Genomic DNA, 19356 nt, shown 5'->3' with positions numbered 1-19356 from the left:
AAGTGCTTGGCATCGAATCGAATACCGTTGTACACAATGAAATACAGTTATACCTGTGATGGTGGTCACCGGCAAGTTTCGAGTCGCAAGAACCATCTTGCGCCTATTGAATACGTTTGTATACAGTTGGATTCATCAACCCAGTGAAAGGACAGCTAATGTCTATCGGTAATGGAGCCGGACCCCAGAGTGCGGACAGCGTTGACGTAATTGTGGTGGGCGGCGGAAACGCCGGTTTCACGGCGGCGCATGCCGCGGCGGAACGCGGGCGGCGCGTTGTGCTGCTGGAAAAGGGCGAGAAGGACATGGCCGGTGGCAACAGCTTCTATACCGCCGGCGCCACGCGGATTGTTCACAACGGGCTGGATGACCTGCAGGGTCTCCTGGAACCGGATGAGCGGCACGGCCAGACCGTGGTCCCCCCATACAGCGCTGAGGATTATGCATCGGACCTGGAAAAGGTCACCGAGGGCCGGAACGACCCCGCGCTGACTGAGGTTCTCATCGCCGAGAGCCAGTCCACCCTTCGGTGGCTCAATGGCCTGGGCCTGAAGTACCGCCTGATGTACGAGCGTCAGGCGTACGAGCGCGCCGATGGGTCCTACCTCTTCTGGGGCGGGCTGCACGTGGGGAATGTGGGTGGTGGCGAAGGCCTGATCGAGGACCACACCCGGGTTGCAGGCGAACTGGGAATCGATGTCCGCTACGGCCATGCAGCGCAAAGCCTCATCGTGGAGAACGGGCGCGTTGCCGGCGTCGTCATCAAAACCGCTGAAGGCGAGCAGCGCATCATGGCCGAATCCGTGATCCTCACCGCGGGCGGTTTCGAGTCCGATCCTCAATGGCGGCAGGAGCATCTCGGTGACGGCTGGGAGAACGCCAAGGTCCGGGGAACCCCGTACAACACAGGTGACATGATCGCTGCTGCACTGGAGATCGGCGCCACCAAAAGCGGCGACTGGAGTACCTGCCATAGCGTGCAGTGGGACGCTTTCACGGCCACTAACGAAAGCAACCGTGAACTCACCAATCGGTTGACCCGGCAGAGCTACCCGTTTGGCATCATTGTGAACACCGACGGCAAACGTTTCCTGGATGAGGGCGCGGACTTCAGGAACTACACCTACGCCAAGTACGGCAAGGAAATCCTCAGGCAGCCCGGATCGGTGGCATACCAGATCTTCGACGCCAACCTTCGTCCGATGCTGCGAAGCGAGGAATACGACATGCCCGGCATTTCGGTGGAGGTGGCGGACACGATCGAAGACCTGGCCGCCAAGATCGGCCTGGACCCGGAGAGCCTGGCCAAGACCGTGACGGACTTCAATAACTCCATCGACCGCTCCATCCCGTTCGACCCCACCATAAAGGACGGGCGGAGGGCAGCCACCGAACCGGTCAAGAGCAACTGGGCCGCCGCCATTGAGGCGGGCCCCTTCTACGCCTACGGCGTTACGTGCGGGATCACTTTCACCTTCGGAGGCATTAAGTCGGACACCCACGGCCGCGTCTTGAACGCTGACGGCAAGCACATCGAAGGACTGTTTGTGGCAGGTGAAATGCTCGGTGGACTGTTCAGTGTCAACTACCCGGGTGGCACCGGCCTTGCGGCGGGGTGCGTCTTCGGCCGGCGGGCAGGCGTTCTGGCGTAAAGTTCCTTTCGAACAAGCACCAATCACTCCCAGGCATCAAGGACCACTCAAGTGACGGAACCAGCAACCCCACGCATTGACGGAGAGAGCATCTTCCGGACCCTGCGCAGCGAAATCCTGTCCGGAGTGCACCAGCCTGGCACTGCTATTCGAGAGACGTCACTTGCTACGCGTTTCGGCGTCTCCCGGACACCCGTCCGGGAGGCGCTGTCCCGCCTGCAGCAGGAAGGGCTCCTCGAGCGTGTCGCCCGGGGCCTGCAGGTTCCTCAGGTTGACCCACAGCAGGTCATCCAGATCTATGACATGCGCATCCTCCTTGAGGAAGAGGCAGCGCGTCAGGCGGCCCGGGCCAGGCAGTTTCCGGACCTGATGCGGCTTGAGGCTTTGCTCCAGCGGGACCGTGAACTCCAGGAGCCGGATGACCACACCCGAATCACCACTAACCTTGAGTTCCACGCCGCTGTCTGGAACTGCGCCCACAACCCTGTTCTGAGGGACCTGCTGGACCGGCTGTCAACTCACCTCATCCACGCGCCCCGGTCCACCCTCTCCACGGGGAACCGCTGGTCGGAATCGCTGGATGAGCATGAAGCCCTGATCCATGCCATCGAGCAGCAGGACAGCGATGCCGCCGGAAAAATAGCCCGGAGCCACATGGAAACAGCGCGGACTCTTCGTCTGCAGCTGCTCCGGGAAACGGCGCTGCAACAACCGCTGAGCAACAGCAGCACCCGCCGCTAAGGCACCTAGCCGGAGACGCGGCGGTCGCGCGCCTGGCGTGCCAGCCGGATGAACCCGTAGACGAACACGGCCTCGATCAGCACCATCAGCCCGAGCAGCAGCCACTGCCCCTGGGCGATGAAGACCACGGCGCCGGTGAGGACCAGCATGGTTCCCAGCGCCAGCGCGTACACGGCGAAGCCGAGGGCCACTTTGGCGCTGCGCACACCCGTCCGGAAGCCAAAGCCCACCGGTTCGCCGCCGGGATAGCCGGCCACACGGTCCGGGACTGCGGGCTTGAGCCTGTCGAATTCCGCCCAGGGGTCCGGGTCCTGATTGCTCATGCTTCCATTATCCCGCGGTTCCCGGCCCGCCCGCCCTGTTGTTGCTCTGTCACGTACGGCTGCTAAACCGCGGTTTTGGCGACCATAAGTGACAGAGCAAACGGGGGAGACGCATCTATGCTGTTGCATAATGCGTTAGCAGTAACTAACGTATCTCTGGTGCCTGATCTTCTCGAAACTGCCGCGGAACCGAACAGGCGCCGCCTGCTCCAACTGCTGGCCCGGGGCGAGCAGTCCGTCAGTGAACTGGCGGCCAACTTTGCCGTCAGCCGGTCGGCGATCTCCCAGCACCTGCTGCTGCTGGCCGACGTCGGACTGGTGCGTGCCAGGAAGGACGGACGCAACCGGTACTACAGTCTCGACTCCGGAGGAATGAGGAGTCTCAGGGCATCCCTGGACATTTTCTGGACCGACGAACTGGATTCACTGGTGGCCGATGCCACCGCCCTGCAGCATCCACATCACAAGGAGAACCCTGATGACCATTGACAAATCCGTCTTCATTCCGGTCGACCCGGACGCGCCTTCGCCCTGATCACCCGGCCCGAACGGCTGCGGCGCTGGCAGGCCGTCGCCGCGCGTGTGGACCTCCGGGTGGGTGGAGAGTACCGCTGGACCATCACGCCGGGGCACTCCGCGGCGGGCACATTCACGGAAATCGAACCCGGCAAGCGCGTCGTCTTCACCTGGGACTGGGAAGGTTCCACGGCCCCTGCCGCCGAGGCCTCCACCGTCACCATCACCCTGGACAGCGTCGACGGCGGGACTAACGTCCGCCTTGTCCACGAGGGCCTTGGCCCGGAGGCTGAGGCCGGCCACACCGAGGGGTGGAACCACTACTTCGAGCGCCTGGTCACGCTGGCCACAACGGACGACGCCGGCGCGGACGATTGGGCGGCGGCTCCGGATCCGCTTACGGAGCTCGTCAGCGCCGAGGCCACTCTCGCGATCGTCCAGCGTGTCCTGCGGACTCTGACACATGGTGACGCGGACAAGCCGACGCCGTGCGAGGACTTCACCGTGAGGGAGCTCGTGGAACACCTGGTGGGCTCCATTACGGGAATCGCGAAGTCCTTGGGCGTCGCCGTCGTCGATCAGCCGGAGGCTGCACCGGAGGTCCGCATCGCGGACGCCGCCCAGCCCACGCTGGAAGCGTTCCAGGCCCGAGGCCTGGAGGGGACCGTCGACATGGGCTTCGCGGAACTGCCGGCCTCCATGGTGGCCAACATCCTGAACCTGGAATTCCTGGTCCACGCCTGGGACTTCGCCACGGCCACCGGCCAGGACCTGGACGTTTCGCCGGTGCTGTCCGACTACGTCCTGGGCCTGGCACACAACACCATCAGCCCGCAGATGCGCGGAAAGAGCTTCGCCGACGAAACCCTGGTGGAAGAATCCGCGGCAAGCATGGACCGGCTGGTGGCATTCACGGGCCGCCAGGTCCTGGCCAACTGATCGCCGGGGTTGCTCTATCAGCTTTGGTCGCTAAACCACGGGGTTGGGGACCAAAAGTGATAGGTCATCCGAGGTGCTCGGCTCGTAGAAGGCCGGCTCCTGGTGGGTAACTACGACGGCGTCGCTCACCACGTCAGCCAGCCTGCCGTGGCGGGCGTAGGCCTGCCGCTGCAGCTTGGCGCCGGTGCCGTTGCTGAAGATCCGTTGCAGGGATGCCTCGACGTAGGCTTCGTCGCCCGCCTCGACCAGGGCGTCGCGAACATGGTTATGGAGCGCGGCGATTACCTTGCGTGCTGACTCCGGCTTGTGGGTCAGCGGGTTCAGCAGGTCGCCCTGGATTCCCCACCGGCTGGCCAGCCAGGAGCCCTGGCGCAGGATGATGGCCGAAACCATGTCCGGCCCCTGGCCGGATTTCCATTCCCGGGCCGCGGTCTCCACCAGACCGCGCACCAGGGCGGCGATCAGGACGGTGTCGCGGGGGTCGAGGCAAACATCGGACACCCGGATCTCCACGGTGGGGTGGCGGGCGGAGAGGCGGGCATCAAAATCAGGGTTGTTTACTACGCCCGTTGCGGCCAGATCCGCTACCCGCTGGTGGTACGCCTGGGCAGAGCCGAAAATTTCCGTCGGCCCGGCGGAGGACCATCGGTTCCAGGCCTGGGTGCGGTAGCTGGCATAGCCGCTGTCAGCGCCGTCCCAGAACGGGGAGTTGGAGGTCAACGCCATCAGTGGCGGCAGCCAGGACCTGATGCGGTCCAGGATCGCGACGCCCTCCTCGTCAGAGTCAACGGAGACATGGATGTGGCAGCCGCAGGTCAGCTGTTTGCGGGCCGTTACAGCAAACTTTTCCAGCAGCGCGTCATAGCGGGGGTCGCTGGTGGAATGGGGTGTCACTGCCAGCGGGGACGTGGCGAGGGCGGCGATCCGGGCGCCCGCCTTCCGGGCAAGCGAGTCCGCGAGGGCTCGGCCGGACAGGATCTCGGCGGAGAGCCCGGTCAGGGTGCTGTGCGGGTGGGTGATCACTTCGATCTGTTCCTGGTGGAGCTCGACGGCGAGCATCGGGTGCGTGGAAAGGTCGCCAGGTTCGCCCGGGTCCTGGAGACGCAGCAGGTCTGCGGCCAGGGGCAGGGGACTGCCGTTGGAGGGATCAACGATCAGGAATTCTTCTTCTACACCAAAAGTACGCACTAACTAAGTGTGCGGCACTAAAAGCAGCCCCAGATCCACACTTGCTCGCGGCATCCGTGGGGGCATCCGTGAGGGCACAGCGGGGCATCCGGGAGGGCCGCCTGAAGCAGTTGAAATCCCCTATATCCGCGGGTGCCCATTCAGTTCCATAATGGCCACATAAGCTTCGGGGACCCTCGTGCCGATGATGGCTGGCGCGGCGCAGGAGAGTCCCAGGTGACCGCTCCGGCACTTGGCGCAAGGGGCGGCCACGCGGCACCGGACAACGATGTTCCGGATCCGCCCCCGGGGGAGAGCATCGCCACCAACGCGAAAGCAAGGCACAAAGGAAACCATCATGCTCAAGGATCGAACCATCATGGCTGTCCTTCCCGCGAAGGACATCAACAGGGCGAAGGATTTCTATCGGGACAAGCTGGGCCTGGAACCGTCCGATTCCATGGAGGACGACAGCCTGTTCTACAGCGGCGGCAACGGAACGGGTTTCCTGATCTACCAGACAGAGAACGCCGGGACGGCCAAGAACACCCAGATGGGCTGGGAAACGGACAACCTCGAACGCGAGATGGAGGAACTGCGGGGCCGCGGCGTCGTCTTTGAAGACTACGATTTCCCCGGCCTGAAGACGGAGAACGGCGTTGCCGATAATGACTGGGGGAAGGCCGCCTGGTTCCTGGACAGCGAAGGGAACATTCTCAACATCTCCCAGCGCAAGTAGCCAGCCGCGGGCTGAATGAGCAGGCTCATTGGCGCACCATGGGGCCGCACTTGTCGCAAAGGCAGGTGCGGCCCCTGGCGCGCCACGCTCAGGAATCGACGCGCCGCCTTCAGGAATAGAATGGGCGCCATGGGCACCGTTGACGATTCCTTGGCCGATCTGCCTGAGCCCGACCGCGGCTGCCTGCAGCATGTGATCGAGGTTGCAAGGGCCGTTGTGCCGGAGGCCGAGGAGGGGATGAGCTACGGGATGCCCGCCCTGAAATTTGGGGGAAAGCCGCTCGTGGGTGTCGTCCGGGCAGCCAAGCACCTCTCCGTCTTCCCGTTTTCCCCGGCGGTGATTGACGCCGTCGCCGGCCGGCTTGAAGGGTACTCCCTGTCCAAAGGGACCATCCGGTTCACGGCGGCGCATCCCCTCCCCGACGACGTGCTGGAGGACATCGTCCGGCTGCGCCGTGCCGAGATCCTCAAGTAGGGCCGGCGTCGGTCAGTGTTTGGACAAGGACTCTGGAAGCAGTCCGAGCTGTCCGAGGAACTCCAGCTGGTCGAAGTAGAAGTGGTGGCTGGTGATTTCGCCTCCCTCGACCCTGGCGACGTCGCAGCTTCTGACCCTGAGCTCCTTGCCGCTGGCCGGGAGGCTTTCGCCGGTAGGCAGGCTCAGCGGCCCGGTGTTGGTTCCGGCCACGAAGCCCTCATCGATCGCGACCTCCCCGGCCTCGTGCTTGTCCGTGTACTCATACCTGACGTCCGGGATGGCTTCCCAGAACTTGAAGAAGTACTTGGTTATGGCGTCACGCCCGGTGAGCTCGCCTTCATCAGGAGTGAAGGCCACGGCGTCAGCGGAGTAGCACTTCGCCAGGGTTTCCTTGTCCTTTGCTGTCATGGCCGTGGTCAGACGGTCCATGACCTCGCGTGCCTGTCCCATTTCGACCTCCATTTTGTTCAGGGCGGCCTGACGGAACTGCGGGCCGCTTCGTGGTTTTGGCCTGCTGGTGCAAGGGCCAATTTAAGTACACGTCCGCCGTAGAAGAGTGTCAACGAACGGGGATACCCTCTGTGAATACCGCGGAGGAAGAGGAATCCATGGGCACAAAAACAGACGCAGAAACAGTTGAGGCAGTTCTCCATGACGGCTCAACCATCCCGGTCACGGTCCAGGGAGACGGACCCGGCGTCCTCCTGCCGGTCAGCCTGGCCCTGCACACGACGGCCGAAGCGGAGACGCTGCGCCAGTGGGGCGGGGACCCGGACCTGGGACCAAACCTCATCAACGGACTGGCACCAACCAACCGCGTCATAGCCGCGGACTACGAAGCGCACCGCATGGCCCACCCGGCGCCGCAGACGCTCAGCCCGGGGAACATCGCGAAGGATCTGCTGGCAATTGCCGATGCCGCCGGCGTCGACCGTTTTGCCTATTACGGCTACTCCTGGCTGGCGCTGTGCGGCCTGCAACTGGCACTCCGCACCGACCGTCTGCGGGCGCTCGCCATGGGCGGGTTCCCGCCGCTCGAGGGTCCGTACCGAAGCATGCTGGCGGTCACCCGCGCCGCGCATGCCATGTCCGTGCAGAAGGCCGGCGAATCGGCCGGCGAACCGGCAGGCCCGGTCCCGGAACCCGAACCGGGCGACTGGGATTCGGTGTCGGTCCAGACCACCGAGGCGCAGACGCAGCAGTTCGTCACGCTGTACGAAGCGCTGCAGGATTTTGACGATTCCGCCGCCATACTCCCCGCCGACCTGCCCAAACTCGCGTTCGCCGGCGCCGAGGACCAGATCGACTACAAACCGGTCTGGGGCGGTGTGCGCGTGTCCATCGGGGAGCCCCTGGCGAGGCATCAAGCGGCCCTGACCAAGGCCGGGTGGGACGTCCGTGTCCTGCCGGGCCTGGATCACATGGGTGCGATGCACAGCTCGGTGGCGCTGCCCATCCTGGCAGGCTGGCTGCGGAAGGTGGGCTGGGTGAAGTAGTTAGGCTGGGGCCATGGACTTTCTCATCAGGCAGGCCGCCCCCGAGGACGCTGAAGCCGTGGTGTATATGCACACCCTGTCCCACGAGGAAACCTATGGTGACCGGCTGTCAGCGGAGTTCTTCAGCGCCCGGAGGGCCAGCATTCCCGAACGGGTGGAACGCCGTCGACCATTCCTGGCCGGCAGCGATCCGCGGATCATTGCCGTGGACGCCAACCATGAAGTGGTGGGTTTCGCCGACTCGGGTCCCGCACGGGATGAGGACGGCCCGGAGGCGCTGGAACTGTATTCGCTGTACACACTCCGGCGGACGCACGGCAGCGGGCTGGGGGCCGCGTTGCTGAGCGCGGCCATCGGTGAGAGCCCGGCGTATCTCTGGGTGCTGGAGAACAATCCCCGTGCGCAGGCCTTCTACGTCAAACACGGCTTTCGCCCTGACGGCACGCGCGGCCAGCTGCCACTCGAGTGGGAGGAGCTGCCCGAAATCCGGATGGTCCGTCCGGGGCGGGCCCGGTCATAACTAGGCGGACAGGATCCTTGCCGGATAAGGGGCCGCCACCGCGCTGGGCCAGGATCGCCGTCGTAGTTTATCTGTCCGGGACGGTTGCCATTATTGGCGTTGCGCTCCTCGCCGGATCCCTCGACCTGGATCTGGATGAGACGGTCCGGGAGTGGCTGGTGCGGTCCCTGGTGGTCCTGACGCTTCCCGTTTCGGCAGCGTATTTCGCCGTGGGTTTCCTCCTTGATTCCTCGGGTCCGCCATCGCCGGGTGCGTTAAGCCCGACGGCGGTTCTCTTCTATCTGGGTTTCCTCGCCCTTGCGGTGGTCAACGCAGCGCTCTTCCGGTGGATGGTTCTAAACACCCGGAAGCCGGTGCCGGCCGCCGCCACGCCTGCCGCTGTGCCTCAGGATCTGGGAGTGAGCATTCACGGGGTCACTCGGTATGTCCGGCATCTTCGGTGGACAATACCTCTGGCAGTTTTGCTGAGCCTTCCGCAGTGGTTCGTGGCCGGTTTTGCCTGGTGCGGGATCAGCGGTTGCAGCGGCGGAGGTTTCGGGGTGTCCACCGGGGCTGAATGGCTGGCGGTCACCATGACCGTTATGAACGGATTCATCCTCGCCGTGGCTGTCTTCGCCGTGCCCTGGCTGTATCCACAGGGAAGCGGGCCCTGATCGCCTTGGCGGCCGGAACGCTGTTCGGGCTTGTGGGCGCGGCAGTCACGCACGGCTGAGCGACGACGTCGCCGCCGTTGGAAGAAACGGACGACGACGGAGCTCGCCCACCCCGGTTCCCTTCCCCCAGCCCGGGGTGCCATCGCCCGTGAGACGGGCTACCGGACCCCGCCGGACTCGGGCCGGACGGTCCGGTCTGAAAGTGCCCGGTCCGCGACTGTAACGATGGGCCGATGCGGGATGGACGACGCGACGGCAAGTACAACAACGAACGACGTGGCCAATACGGCAACCCAGGCGCCGCGCGGTTCGGTGAGGGCAAGCCCAGGGCCTGCGATTCCAGGTCCGGCCAGCGCGAGTGCTGCGAGGAGTGCCGCGCTGACGAGTCCGGAGACCAGCCTGCTCCAAAGCGGTCCCCGGCGGGAGATCGCGTAGCCCCCGCCGACCGCCATCAGGGCGACGGCGATCGCCCCTCCCCCGAGACCTTGGGTCAGGAGGGCCGCAATCGCACCGGGCATCAGCATCGGGGCGACCGCAAATGCGAGTGGTGCAAGGGCGAGCCAGCGCCATCCGCGTCGGCCGCCGGTGCGCCTGAGTGCTTCGGCCCAGCCCAGCAGTCCGCCCGTAATGGCTCCAGGCAGGATGATCGCGCCGAACGTCCCCCACCAGCCGAAGGTGGATGCCGGCCCCGCGAGCTCAACCATGTAGGCCCGGAAGCCCGCGGCCCAGGCAATCCCGCAGATTGTGCCGATCGCTATGAACGCGGCATTGCGAGCGCCGTACGTACTCATGACGTTCAGTCCTTTACGGGGCGGGTTAAGGCGCCGGGTTGGGCAAGGACGGGTGGCTCCGGCCTTCAGGTCGGGGCTCCGGGTTTATCCGGGCCGTGCCCTCGGCGTGCCTCATCAGGGCCCAGCCCAAAGCCGCGAACAGAAGCAACCAGCCGGCTATGGCGAATCTGGCACCGGTGAATGACAGGGCCAGGGCCGGGAGCATGGGCACGAAGACCCACACGCCCAGGGCGAGCGGAATCCAGCGCTGCCAGCCCTGCCAGACTCTGGCCCGCAGAACCGCTACACCCTCCACCATCAGGGCGGCACCAAGCACGATGGTAAAGACGCCATATGCTGCGCCAAGCAAACCTACGAGAGGCGAGTCATAGGTGTGGTGGGCGGCCGCGATGGCCGCCAGTTCCGTGACGGCGAACCCGAGCATCGAGGCGACGGCAACGGGATGTCCGATGCGTGCAACAGCGCCTCGACCCAGGGCTCCGGTCCACCCGAGGGCAAGCAGGCCCAGCAGCAAGCCCACATGCTGCAGGGCGAACCACACCTGAATGGCGGTGAAGGCCGTGACGTTCAGGGGGTAGCTCCATTGATTTTCGGGTACCTCGGGCTGAACGAAGGCTAGAAAGACACCCGAGGCTGCACCGAGCACCGCGGTCCAAAAGCAGACCAGGCCCGCAGCGCGGATGGTGAGGATGGGGTGCTGGTACTGGGTTTTCATGACACGTTCCTTGTCTATGAAATTCGCTAGAGTAACACTCTAGTGAGATACTCTAAATATGGACCCGGAGACACCACCCGTCAAGAGCATCCGCAGGAAGAAAGCGGATGCCACCAGGCGCAAAATCATCCAGGCGGCGCACAAGGAATTCATTGCCCGGGGATTCCACGGGGCCACCATGGCGGGTATCGCTGCCCGCGCCGGAGTCGCCTCACAGACCGTCTACTTCGTCTTCCACACAAAGCCCGAACTGATCAGTGCCGTCATTGACGCCGCGGTCCTGGGTGATGAGGATCCACGCCCGCCGCAGGACCTGCCCTGGTGGGCGGAGATGGTGGCGGAGCCCGGCGCGGTGGAAGCCCTGCGGATCTTCATCCGTGGTGCCGGGGAGGTCTTTGCCCGCGCCGCGGCCATCTCCGAAGTACTCCGCGCGGCTGCGCTCACCGACGATGAAGTGCGCCGGACCCACCAGTACCATGAGAACCTCCGCCGAGACGGGTTCGGCCAGGTCCTGGGGATGCTGGCCGCCAAGGGGCAGCTCCGGGAAGGCCAGTCGTTCGACGAGCTGACCGACGCGTTCATCACTGTTTACGGCGACGGCACCTACAACCTGCTGGCCGCTGAGCGCGGCTGGAGCCACGACCAGATCATGGCCTGGCTCTGCGATGTCCTTCCCGGGATGCTCCTCGCCGGCCCGGCTCCAATCGGAAAATGATCGTAAAATGATTCGCCGGTCGATATTAGGCCCTCGGCAACGCCGGCAATCGTGGGTACGGTGGCGTCATGCAAAAGATATCGATTGAGGCTTTGGCCCGTCAGCAGATCGCTGCCGCTGTTGCGGCGCCCAGCGGGCGGGCAGCCGATACAGCGTTCGGCGGGCATGAGAAGAAACTGCGCCAGACCGTCATGGCCTTCCGTGCCGGCACGCAGCTCAGCGAGCACCAGAACCCCGGCGAGGCAACGGTCTACGTGCTGAAGGGATCGGTCTGGTTGAGGGCTGGCGGGGAGTCGTGGCAGGGCAAGGCAGGGGATCTCCTGATCGTGCCGGACGGGCTGCACAGCCTGGAAGCGGAAGAGGACTCGGCGGTGCTGTTCACGGTGGTCAAGACCGACAGGTAGCCCGGGGCTGGTTAACTGGCAGGGAAGTCGAGAGAAGGAGCACCCATGCCCGGTTTGCCCGCATCACCGAAACTACGGGTAAGTCTGCCCAGCCAGAACCTGGTGGACGCGCTCGCGCCGTCCGCCGGCGTCGAACTCTTCCTGTGGGACCTGACCGGCCCGGCGCCGGCCGACCAGTTCGACATTGTGGTGCCGCCCTACATGGGCGGGGTAGGGGCGCTGGCTGCGCTGGACTCCGTGGACGTCGGCCTGGTGCAGAGCCAGCTGATCGGGTACGACGGCGTCGAGGCGGTTCTGCCCGCTGGGTGCCTGTTCGCCAACGCGGCCGGAGTGCATGAGACGTCGACGGCGGAACTTGCGTTGGGCATGATCATCGCCAGCCAGCGGGGGATCCCGGACTTTGTGCGGAATTCGGCGACGGGGACCTGGGACCACCGCGAGCGCCCCAGCCTGGCCGACAGGCGCGTTTTGCTGGTGGGCTACGGGGGAGTGGGGAAGGCGATTGAGGCCCGGCTGCTGCCGTTCGAGACCGAGGTGACGCGGCTGGCCAGCCGCGGCCGCGACGATGAGCGCGGCAGGATCCATGGGATTGATTCCCTGTACGAGCAGCTGCCGCTGCACGACATTGTGGTGGTCAGCGTCCCGCTGAGCGAGCAGACCCGGCACCTGGTTGACGCCCGGTTCCTGGCGGCGATGCCGGACGGCGCACTGCTGGTGAATGTGGCCCGCGGGCCGGTGGCTGACACCGAGGCCCTGCTGCGCGAGACGTCGTCCGGCAGGCTCCGGGCCGCCCTGGACGTGACGGACCCGGAACCGCTGCCGCGCGATCATCCGCTGTGGACCGTACCCGGTGTCCTCATCACACCGCACGTGGGCGGGGCCAGCTCGGCCATGCTGCCGCGGGTGGCGCGGCTCATCCGGAAGCAGATCGGGTTGCTGCAGGCCGGGCAGGAACCGGTGAACGTGGTGCTGGGTGGGGCCGCCGGGCGGTAGCTGAGGCCGGCGCATTCCGGGGGCGAGCCGTGTCTTTGGCCTTTTCTCCAACGACTTGCGCCTAGCATGACGCTGGTAGGCGCATCCACTATCTCCGAGTTGAAGGCCAGAGGCCCGGAAGCTATCCGTGACTTACGGAATGCGGGTGCCGGACCTTCATCTTCAACCACTTAAGGATCCAATGCGCAACCGCTATTTAATCCCTGCCCTGACCGCTGCAACAGCACTCATGCTTTCGGGTTGTGTGGACAACAGCGCCCCGGCGGCGGCGGATAAAGCGTCTTCTTCCGCGGACACCGCAGTCCAGAAGAATGAGGAACTTGCGGCTTTGCTGCCGGAGAAAATGAAATCCGCGGGCGTTCTGAACGTGGGCATGGCCAACAATTACCCGCCCAACGAATTCAAGGATGGCAACGGCGCCCCGGCCGGCTGGTCGGTGGACCTTACCAATGCGTTGGGTGCCTCGCTCGGGCTGAAGGTCAACTTTGATATCGGCACGTTCGACAACATTCTCCCGTCCGTCAAGGCGGGCAAGGACGACATGGGCATGTCGTCGTTCACCGACACGCTGGAACGCGAAAAGCAGGTGGATTTTGTGAACTACTACTCGGCGGGCATCCAGTGGGCGGCGCCGAAGGGCAAGACCGTGGACCCGGACAACGCCTGCGGCCTGAAGGTTGCCGTCCAGGCCACGACGTATGAGGACACCCACGAGGTGCCGGCCAAGTCCAAGGCGTGCACGGATGCGGGCAAACCCGCCATTGAGATCTTCAAGTACGACGCCCAGGACCAGGCGACCAACGCGCTGGTGGTGGGCCAGGTGGACGCCATGAGTGCGGACTCGCCGGTGACCCTCTACGCGATCTCCCAGACGAAGGAGAAGCTGGAGACGGCCGGGGTTGCCTTTGAAGTGGCGCCCTACGGGATTCCGGTGGACAAAGGGAGCGCGTTCACTCCGGTGCTGCAGAAGGCACTGCAGGCCCTGATCGACGACGGAACTTACAACAGGATCCTGTCCAAGTGGGGCGTGGAAAGCGGCGGCGTGAAGACAGCGGCGCTCAACGTGGCGTCGTCGGCCAAGTAACCAGCCGTGACTCTTCCCAAACACGCCGCCGTGGTGCGGCCCAACCCCGCAACAGAGGGACCTGACGCGCAGGGGGACGCCATTGTGGCGGTTCCCCTGCGCCACCCGTGGCGGATTTCGATCGCCGTGGTGCTGGTGTTCCTGCTGGCGCTGTTCATCGTGGATGCTGCGCAGCGGCCCGACTACGGCTGGGCGGAGGTGGGCAAGTACCTCTTCGACCGCCGGATCAGCCAGGCGGCCTGGGTGACCCTGACGCTCACCATCTACGCCATGATCGGCGCCATCGTCCTCGGGCTGCTCCTGGCCATCATGCGGCTCTCGCCGAATCCTGTGGTCAAGAGCATCGCCTGGCTGTACCTGTGGATCTTCCGCGGGACCCCGGTCTACGTCCAGCTGGTGTTCTGGGGCATCGTGGCGCTCATCTACCCCGTGTTCACCATCGGGATACCGTTCATGACGCCGTGGATCACCATTCCCAACGACGTGTTCACCAACCTCTACATCACCGCGGTGATCGGGCTGGCGCTGAATGAGGCCGCCTATATGTCCGAGATTGTCCGCGCCGGACTGCTGTCCGTGGATGAGGGCCAGGAGGAGGCGTCGACGGCGCTCGCCATGTCGTGGGGCCAGACCATGCGTTACGTGGTGGTTCCGCAGGCCATGAAGATCATCATTCCGCCCACGGGCAATGAGGTGATCTCCATGCTAAAAACCACCTCACTGGTGGCGGCCATTCCGCTCAGCATCGACCTCTACGGGGTGTCCCGCGGCATCTCCGCCGTGACGTTCACCCCGGTGCCGCTGCTCATCGTGGCATCGATCTGGTACCTGCTGTTCACGTCCGTCCTGATGGTGGGGCAGCACTTCATCGAGAAGCGCTTCTCCCGCGGTACGGGACGGCGGCAGGCGGGACCGGCGTCGGAAACTGAAACTGGGGCGGCGGCAGTGACTGCCGCGCCGCTGGGCAATGACTTGGGAGGCAAGGGATGAGCGCTACTCCGATGGTGACCGCGGACCGGATCTCCAAGAGCTTCGGTTCCAACAACGTGCTGCGCAGCATCAGCCTGGAAGTCCAGGCGGGCGAGGTGCTGTGCATCGTGGGGCCCAGCGGCTCCGGCAAGTCCACGTTCCTGCGCTGCATCAACCACCTGGAAAAGATCGACGCCGGCCGGCTCTTCGTGGAGGGGCAGCTGGTGGGTTACCGGCAAAAGGGCGACAAACTCCATGAGCTCAAGCCCAAGGAAGCTGCGCTCCAGCGCCGCGACATCGGCATGGTGTTCCAGCGGTTCAACCTCTTTCCGCACATGACCGCGCTGGAAAACATCATCCAGGCGCCGATGCGGGTCAAGCGCATTCCGAAGGCCAAAGCCACCCTGCGCGCCCGGGAGCTGATGGAGCGCGTGGGACTGGGGGACAAGGCGGACCACTACCCTGCGCACCTGTCCGGTGGGCAGCAGCAGCGCGTGGCCATCGCCCGGGCGCTGGCCATGGATCCGAAACTGATGCTCTTCGACGAGCCGACCAGTGCCCTGGACCCGGAGCTGGTGGGCGAGGTGCTGGATGTTATGAAGGAGCTGGCCACGAGCGGCATGACCATGATCGTGGTGACCCACGAGATGGGCTTCGCCCGTGAGGTGGCGGACTCCATCGCCTTTATGGACGGCGGCGTGGTGGTCGAGTCGGGCCCGCCCCGCGAGCTGCTGGGCAATCCCCAGCAGGACCGGACCAAGGCGTTCCTCTCAAAGGTGCTGTAGGCGCCGGGCCGCGACGGCAGGCGGAAGACCCCGCGGGCTAACGCCGGCAGGTCCGGCAGGTAGGATCGGAACACTGCCGCAGGGCATTCAAGGTTTTGGGGGAACTTGTGAACAACTTTCTGATGCACCGCGCCGCCGGCGATCCGGGCGGGAACGCGAAAACTCTTCTGCGCGCAGGGGTGGCGTTGCTGGCCGCGGCCGGGCTCCTGCTGGGCCCCGCCGTCGTCGCCGTTCCGGCGTCCGCTGAAGACGCGACGGTGACTGGCCCGACCGTGACTGGCCCCACCGTCACCGACTCAACCGTGATCGACGCCGGCATCCAGCCCTTGGGCGTGGCGGCCGCGCCGGACGGCACCCTGTACGTCAGCGATTACCACTGGGCGGGCGGCGTCAGCGTCTTCCAGCCCGGCGAAACACGCGCCTCGCGCACCATCAAGGTGGGAGGTCTTCCCTCGTCGCTGGCGGTGACGGCGGAGGGGACCCTCTATGTGCTCCAGTCGACCGAGTCCGGGCAGGCACAAATCGGAGTTGTAGCCCCCGGTGCGGCCGAAGCGGGCTTTGCGATCGGCGTGAGCCCGGGCGCGCACTGGCTGGCGGCCGGACCGGACGGATCGCTCTACGCGACGAACCCGGCTGAAGGGACCGTGTCGGTGGTGCCGCCCGGCGCTGTCTGGACCCAGCGCTCCATCCTGGCGGGGCCTTACCCTGTGGAGGTGGCCCTGGCGAAGGACGGGACCGCGTACGCCACCAACGAGTACGAGGGCACTGTCACCGTGGTGCCCGCCGGTTCGCCGAGACCCTCCCACACCATCACCGTGGGCGCGAAGGACCATCCGCACGGGATTGCCGCCGCGCCGGACGGAACCGTCTATGTGGCAAACATCCTCAGGAATGACGTGGCGGTCATCGAATCCGGCGGAACCACGGTGGCGCGACGGATCCCGGTGGGCGGTGCACCACAAGAGGTGGTGGCCGCTCCGGACGGCACGGTCTACGTGACGAACAGTGCGGACAATACGGTCTCGGTCATCCAGCCCGGGGCTACGGCCGCGGCGGAGACGATTCCCACCGGTGAGGACCCCGGCCGCATGGCTGTCCGGGCCGACGGCTCCGTGGTCGTGGTGAACAGGGGCGGCAGGTCCCTGACGGTGATCGCCGCGGCAGGTGCGCCCGCTGCCGGTGCGCCCGCGCCTGGTGCGGGAACGTCCGACGGCGGGGAGGCCAGCGCCGAGTCCCCGGGGTCCGGCGGAGGTGCTTCAGCCGGAGGTTCTTCAGCTGGGGGTGCCACTGGCGGGGCCTCCGGGCCCGGGCTTCCTGCGATTGCCGCCGGGGCGGCGGCGCTGTTGCTGGGCGGCGCCGGTGCCCTGATCGTGGTGCTGCGGCGGCGACGACAGGGCAGGGCAGAGACGCCCGCCTGGACCTTCAACTAGGGACGAACCCGTCTCCGACCCAGCCGCGATTGCAATCGCCCCAGCCAAGAGTGCGGCATTGGCCCCAGAAGATTCCGACGCAGCGAAGGCTTCGTCAGGGAGGCGGGGCGACTGGCAAAGAGCCTCTTTCGTCGGCGGGCACTTTGTTGATACCAGAAGGCTTCACGTTCTTGGTGACGATCGCGGCCGAGATGGAGCCGAGGACCATGAGGATTCCTGCGGTCTGCATCAACGTGAAGTCTTCGCCGGCAACCACCCACCCAAGGATGATGGCCGCGACTGGACTGAGTAGCCCTAGGAAGGCTGTGGTGCTTGCGGGAAGCCCGGCGATGCCGCGGAACCACATGACGTAGGCGAAGGCGGTGCCGACGACAGAAAGATAGGCATAGCCGACAAGGTTCGACGGCGTCAGCGGAATGACGGGAAGCCCCTCGACCGCGAGCATGACGACCGCGAGAGTGAGGCCTCCCGTGATGAGCTGCCAGGCCGTGGTGGTTAGCGGGGCCGCGGGCTGCCCCCACTTCTTGGAAAGCACCATCCCGGACGCCATGGAAAGGGTTCCGCCGATTGCGGCGAGGACTCCGATGGCATCCAGGCGGGCTTGAGCCTGAAGCGTTATGAGGCCCACGCCGAACACGGCTGTCACGCCGGCCACGACGATGCGCGGGGTCAGCCGTTCGTGGAGGACCCTGCTGGCCAGGAGTGCGACAACGAGCGGCTGGATGCCGCCGACGATCGCCGCCACACCGCCGGGAAGCCGGTACGCCGCGATGAAGAGCAGCGCAAAGAACGCCCCGATGTTGAGAATCCCGAGGACCCAGGACTTCCACCACCACTCACCGCGCGGCAACTGGCGGCAAACCAATAGGAGCAGCACTCCCGCGGGGAGCGCGCGCAACGTAGCGGCCAGCAGCGGACGATCTTCGGGCAGGAACATTGTGGTCGTAAGGTACGTGGTGCCCCACAGAGCGGGCGCCAAGGCAGTGGTCAGGATGAGGAATCTACGATTGCTAAGCACTTAGCTATTCTAGCTAAGTGCTTAGCAATTGCCTAGGCTTGGCCCATGGCAGACAATGTGGATCGCATCCTTGAACAGTGGCACGCCGAGAAGCCGGGCCTCGACGTCTCGCCGATGGCCGTCATTGGCCGGTTGAGCCGCACCGCAACCGCCGTGGAATCGCGTTTGGCGGACACCTTCGCGCGGCATGGCCTGGATGCGTCATCGTTCGACGTGCTCGCCACGCTGCTGCGCAGCGGCGCCCCGTATCGAATCACGCCGGCGGAACTGGCGCGCGACTCAATGATCTCTACGAGCGCCGTAGCGCAGAGGCTGAACAAGCTGGAAAGCCGCGGGTTCGTCAAGCGCGAAGCAAACCCTGACGACGGCCGCGGCACAGTCGTTGCGCTCACCGGTGCCGGGAAGGGACTCATCGAGAAGGCATTGCCTGACCATCTCGAAACCGAACATGTCATCGTCGCAGCACTTAGCGTCAAGGAACAGGCGCAACTTGCATCGCTGCTACGCCGGATCGAGGATGCGGCTGGTTCCTGAGGACGACGGCAACCCCGGCGAGCTGTCCGTTGGCCGTCCGGTTCGGGAACAGCTCGCCGTGAGCACCCTACCTTTCGTCGTGGAATGGCTCCACCCTATCGCCAGGTCCCCAGGGTGTAGGACCCGAGGGAGGCGAGGAACGCCGTCGTATCTTCCGCCACCCGTTCCGGGCACTCCCACAGCACCAGGTGCGCCACGTCGGGATAGACCTTCAGTATGGAACCGGGGATCCTGGCGGCCAGGATTTCCTGGTCGCCGCGTGGCAGCAGGTTGTCCTGGCCGCCCCACAGGATCAGCGTGGGCACGTTGATGGTTCCCGCTTCCGTGGGTGGGGTTGCTTCGGTCAGGCCGGTCAGAATGGCTTTCCAGGCGTGGGCCGGCATCCTGAGGCCGTCGCGCACGCGGTCCTCGAGGAACCACTGCGGAACGTCGTGCAGGAGGGGAAACCAGGACAGGGAATCCCGGACCCAGGCCTCGTCGAGGGGGTCCGTCAGGCGGTCCACCTCGTCGGCGAAGGGGGCCCGCCCGTGGAGGCTCAGCGGACAGCCCACGAAGACCAGCGCCGCGACCTTTTGTGGATGGGAAATGGCCAGCTGCTGGGCGACGTAGCCGCCGCTGGAGGAGCCGACGACGGCGGCGCCCGGTACGTCGAGGGCGGCCAGGATCGCTGCCGCGTCCTCCGCCTGTTCCGCCAGGGA

At 65.4% G+C, this 19356-nt stretch carries 24 protein-coding genes; 17 read left to right on the top strand and 7 right to left on the bottom strand.

The genetic code is table 11. The features are described 5' to 3' along the window. Window positions 1-158: 158 nt before the first annotated feature. Together tcuA and V6M49_RS18665 are read left to right on the top strand one after the other, a co-directional pair. Complete coding sequence (gene tcuA / locus V6M49_RS18670; RefSeq protein ID WP_332762635.1) at window positions 159-1652, top strand: FAD-dependent tricarballylate dehydrogenase TcuA; 1494 nt, start codon at window positions 159-161, stop codon at window positions 1650-1652. Between the two features lie 51 nt (window positions 1653-1703). Then, on the top strand, window positions 1704-2393 hold the full coding sequence (locus V6M49_RS18665; protein WP_141139648.1) for a GntR family transcriptional regulator: 690 nt from the start codon (window positions 1704-1706) through the stop codon (window positions 2391-2393). A 5-nt stretch (window positions 2394-2398) separates the two neighbouring features. Here the strand turns inward: V6M49_RS18665 and V6M49_RS18660 are convergent, their stop codons facing one another. Further along, a complete protein-coding gene (locus V6M49_RS18660; RefSeq protein WP_141139649.1) occupies window positions 2399-2716 on the bottom strand; it encodes a hypothetical protein in 318 nt (105 codons plus the stop codon). Between the two features lie 159 nt (window positions 2717-2875). On the opposite strand from V6M49_RS18660, the gene V6M49_RS18655 reads away from it, so the two are divergent. Then, complete coding sequence (locus tag V6M49_RS18655) at window positions 2876-3205, top strand: ArsR/SmtB family transcription factor (protein WP_332762632.1); 330 nt, start codon at window positions 2876-2878, stop codon at window positions 3203-3205. 3 nt (window positions 3206-3208) lie between these two features. Continuing rightward, the gene (locus V6M49_RS18650) at window positions 3209-4171 is read left to right on the top strand and encodes a TIGR03086 family metal-binding protein (RefSeq protein ID WP_332762667.1); all 963 of its coding nucleotides are present in this window, start codon (window positions 3209-3211) and stop codon (window positions 4169-4171) included. Window positions 4172-4201: 30 nt separating this feature from the next. On the opposite strand, the gene V6M49_RS18645 is transcribed toward V6M49_RS18650, so the two are convergent. Then, window positions 4202-5359 carry a glutamate--cysteine ligase gene (locus tag V6M49_RS18645; RefSeq protein WP_332762631.1) on the bottom strand — a complete coding sequence of 386 codons (1158 nt, stop codon included), beginning with the start codon at window positions 5357-5359 and terminating at the stop codon, window positions 4202-4204. Between the two features lie 337 nt (window positions 5360-5696). Here V6M49_RS18645 and V6M49_RS18640 point away from each other — a divergent pair, with 337 nt between their 5' ends. Then, a complete protein-coding gene (locus V6M49_RS18640; RefSeq protein ID WP_141139653.1) occupies window positions 5697-6077 on the top strand; it encodes a VOC family protein in 381 nt (126 codons plus the stop codon). Window positions 6078-6206: 129 nt separating this feature from the next. Beyond that, entirely contained in the window at window positions 6207-6551 is a 345-nt protein-coding gene (locus V6M49_RS18635) for an iron chaperone (protein WP_332762630.1), read from the top strand. Window positions 6552-6563: 12 nt separating this feature from the next. Here the strand turns inward: V6M49_RS18635 and V6M49_RS18630 are convergent, their stop codons facing one another. Then, complete coding sequence (locus V6M49_RS18630) at window positions 6564-7001, bottom strand: nuclear transport factor 2 family protein (protein WP_332762628.1); 438 nt, start codon at window positions 6999-7001, stop codon at window positions 6564-6566. A gap of 158 nt (window positions 7002-7159) precedes the next feature. Here V6M49_RS18630 and V6M49_RS18625 point away from each other — a divergent pair, with 158 nt between their 5' ends. Genes V6M49_RS18625 through V6M49_RS18615 form a run of 3 tightly spaced genes read left to right on the top strand, consistent with a single transcriptional unit; the run spans window position 7160 to window position 9220 of the window. Beyond that, the gene (locus V6M49_RS18625) at window positions 7160-8047 is read left to right on the top strand and encodes an alpha/beta fold hydrolase (RefSeq protein WP_332762627.1); all 888 of its coding nucleotides are present in this window, start codon (window positions 7160-7162) and stop codon (window positions 8045-8047) included. Window positions 8048-8060: 13 nt separating this feature from the next. Continuing rightward, window positions 8061-8567, top strand: a complete 507-nt coding sequence (locus V6M49_RS18620) for a GNAT family N-acetyltransferase (RefSeq protein ID WP_332762626.1) — start codon at window positions 8061-8063, stop codon at window positions 8565-8567. Window positions 8568-8584: 17 nt separating this feature from the next. After that, complete coding sequence (locus V6M49_RS18615) at window positions 8585-9220, top strand: hypothetical protein (protein WP_332762625.1); 636 nt, start codon at window positions 8585-8587, stop codon at window positions 9218-9220. Window positions 9221-9378: 158 nt separating this feature from the next. Here the strand turns inward: V6M49_RS18615 and V6M49_RS18610 are convergent, their stop codons facing one another. Then, the gene (locus V6M49_RS18610; protein ID WP_332762624.1) at window positions 9379-10011 is read right to left on the bottom strand and encodes a hypothetical protein; all 633 of its coding nucleotides are present in this window, start codon (window positions 10009-10011) and stop codon (window positions 9379-9381) included. Window positions 10012-10036: 25 nt separating this feature from the next. Further along, the gene (locus V6M49_RS18605; RefSeq protein WP_332762623.1) at window positions 10037-10726 is read right to left on the bottom strand and encodes a hypothetical protein; all 690 of its coding nucleotides are present in this window, start codon (window positions 10724-10726) and stop codon (window positions 10037-10039) included. Between the two features lie 58 nt (window positions 10727-10784). Between V6M49_RS18605 and V6M49_RS18600 the strand changes: the two genes are divergently transcribed. The 7 genes from V6M49_RS18600 (at window position 10785) to V6M49_RS18570 (ending at window position 17106) form a co-directional block, all read left to right on the top strand. Then, window positions 10785-11441, top strand: a complete 657-nt coding sequence (locus V6M49_RS18600) for a TetR/AcrR family transcriptional regulator (protein ID WP_332762622.1) — start codon at window positions 10785-10787, stop codon at window positions 11439-11441. A gap of 68 nt (window positions 11442-11509) precedes the next feature. Continuing rightward, on the top strand, window positions 11510-11845 hold the full coding sequence (locus V6M49_RS18595; RefSeq protein WP_056346835.1) for a cupin domain-containing protein: 336 nt from the start codon (window positions 11510-11512) through the stop codon (window positions 11843-11845). A 45-nt stretch (window positions 11846-11890) separates the two neighbouring features. Continuing rightward, a complete protein-coding gene (locus tag V6M49_RS18590) occupies window positions 11891-12838 on the top strand; it encodes a 2-hydroxyacid dehydrogenase (protein WP_332762620.1) in 948 nt (315 codons plus the stop codon). 181 nt (window positions 12839-13019) lie between these two features. After that, window positions 13020-13922 (top strand): ABC transporter substrate-binding protein, encoded by a 903-nt coding sequence (locus tag V6M49_RS18585; RefSeq protein ID WP_332762618.1) that lies wholly within the window; start codon window positions 13020-13022, stop codon window positions 13920-13922. Between the two features lie 6 nt (window positions 13923-13928). Beyond that, a complete protein-coding gene (locus V6M49_RS18580; protein WP_442959761.1) occupies window positions 13929-14912 on the top strand; it encodes an amino acid ABC transporter permease in 984 nt (327 codons plus the stop codon). Then, a complete protein-coding gene (locus tag V6M49_RS18575) occupies window positions 14909-15676 on the top strand; it encodes an amino acid ABC transporter ATP-binding protein (RefSeq protein WP_058929857.1) in 768 nt (255 codons plus the stop codon). Before V6M49_RS18580 ends, V6M49_RS18575 begins: the two co-directional genes overlap by 4 nt. 107 nt (window positions 15677-15783) lie before the next feature. Further along, window positions 15784-17106 (top strand): Vgb family protein, encoded by a 1323-nt coding sequence (locus tag V6M49_RS18570; protein ID WP_332762616.1) that lies wholly within the window; start codon window positions 15784-15786, stop codon window positions 17104-17106. A gap of 94 nt (window positions 17107-17200) precedes the next feature. On the opposite strand, the gene V6M49_RS18565 is transcribed toward V6M49_RS18570, so the two are convergent. Beyond that, window positions 17201-18124, bottom strand: a complete 924-nt coding sequence (locus tag V6M49_RS18565) for an EamA family transporter (RefSeq protein ID WP_332762614.1) — start codon at window positions 18122-18124, stop codon at window positions 17201-17203. 45 nt (window positions 18125-18169) lie between these two features. Between V6M49_RS18565 and V6M49_RS18560 the strand changes: the two genes are divergently transcribed. Further along, window positions 18170-18658, top strand: a complete 489-nt coding sequence (locus V6M49_RS18560; protein ID WP_141139662.1) for a MarR family winged helix-turn-helix transcriptional regulator — start codon at window positions 18170-18172, stop codon at window positions 18656-18658. A 95-nt stretch (window positions 18659-18753) separates the two neighbouring features. Here V6M49_RS18560 and V6M49_RS18555 read toward each other — a convergent pair. Then, the coding region (locus V6M49_RS18555) for an alpha/beta fold hydrolase (protein WP_332762611.1) at window positions 18754-19356 on the bottom strand (603 nt) is incomplete at its 5' end.

Source organism: Pseudarthrobacter sp., assembly GCF_036675385.1.
In the GTDB taxonomy this organism is placed as follows: Bacteria; Actinomycetota; Actinomycetes; order Actinomycetales; family Micrococcaceae; genus Arthrobacter.
This window is presented reverse-complemented; position numbering and strand designations above follow the sequence as displayed.

Coding starts and splice junctions, on each gene's coding strand:
- tcuA (WP_332762635.1), top strand. CDS start 159: ATGTCTATCGGTAATGGAGCCGGACCCCAGAGTGCGGACAGCGTTGAC.
- V6M49_RS18660 (WP_141139649.1), bottom strand. CDS start 2,716: ATGAGCAATCAGGACCCGGACCCCTGGGCGGAATTCGACAGGCTCAAG.
- V6M49_RS18640 (WP_141139653.1), top strand. CDS start 5,697: ATGCTCAAGGATCGAACCATCATGGCTGTCCTTCCCGCGAAGGACATC.
- V6M49_RS18635 (WP_332762630.1), top strand. CDS start 6,207: ATGGGCACCGTTGACGATTCCTTGGCCGATCTGCCTGAGCCCGACCGC.
- V6M49_RS18630 (WP_332762628.1), bottom strand. CDS start 7,001: ATGGGACAGGCACGCGAGGTCATGGACCGTCTGACCACGGCCATGACA.
- V6M49_RS18625 (WP_332762627.1), top strand. CDS start 7,160: ATGGGCACAAAAACAGACGCAGAAACAGTTGAGGCAGTTCTCCATGAC.
- V6M49_RS18620 (WP_332762626.1), top strand. CDS start 8,061: ATGGACTTTCTCATCAGGCAGGCCGCCCCCGAGGACGCTGAAGCCGTG.
- V6M49_RS18610 (WP_332762624.1), bottom strand. CDS start 10,011: ATGAGTACGTACGGCGCTCGCAATGCCGCGTTCATAGCGATCGGCACA.
- V6M49_RS18605 (WP_332762623.1), bottom strand. CDS start 10,726: ATGAAAACCCAGTACCAGCACCCCATCCTCACCATCCGCGCTGCGGGC.
- V6M49_RS18600 (WP_332762622.1), top strand. CDS start 10,785: ATGGACCCGGAGACACCACCCGTCAAGAGCATCCGCAGGAAGAAAGCG.
- V6M49_RS18595 (WP_056346835.1), top strand. CDS start 11,510: ATGCAAAAGATATCGATTGAGGCTTTGGCCCGTCAGCAGATCGCTGCC.
- V6M49_RS18590 (WP_332762620.1), top strand. CDS start 11,891: ATGCCCGGTTTGCCCGCATCACCGAAACTACGGGTAAGTCTGCCCAGC.
- V6M49_RS18585 (WP_332762618.1), top strand. CDS start 13,020: ATGCGCAACCGCTATTTAATCCCTGCCCTGACCGCTGCAACAGCACTC.
- V6M49_RS18575 (WP_058929857.1), top strand. CDS start 14,909: ATGAGCGCTACTCCGATGGTGACCGCGGACCGGATCTCCAAGAGCTTC.
- V6M49_RS18560 (WP_141139662.1), top strand. CDS start 18,170: ATGGCAGACAATGTGGATCGCATCCTTGAACAGTGGCACGCCGAGAAG.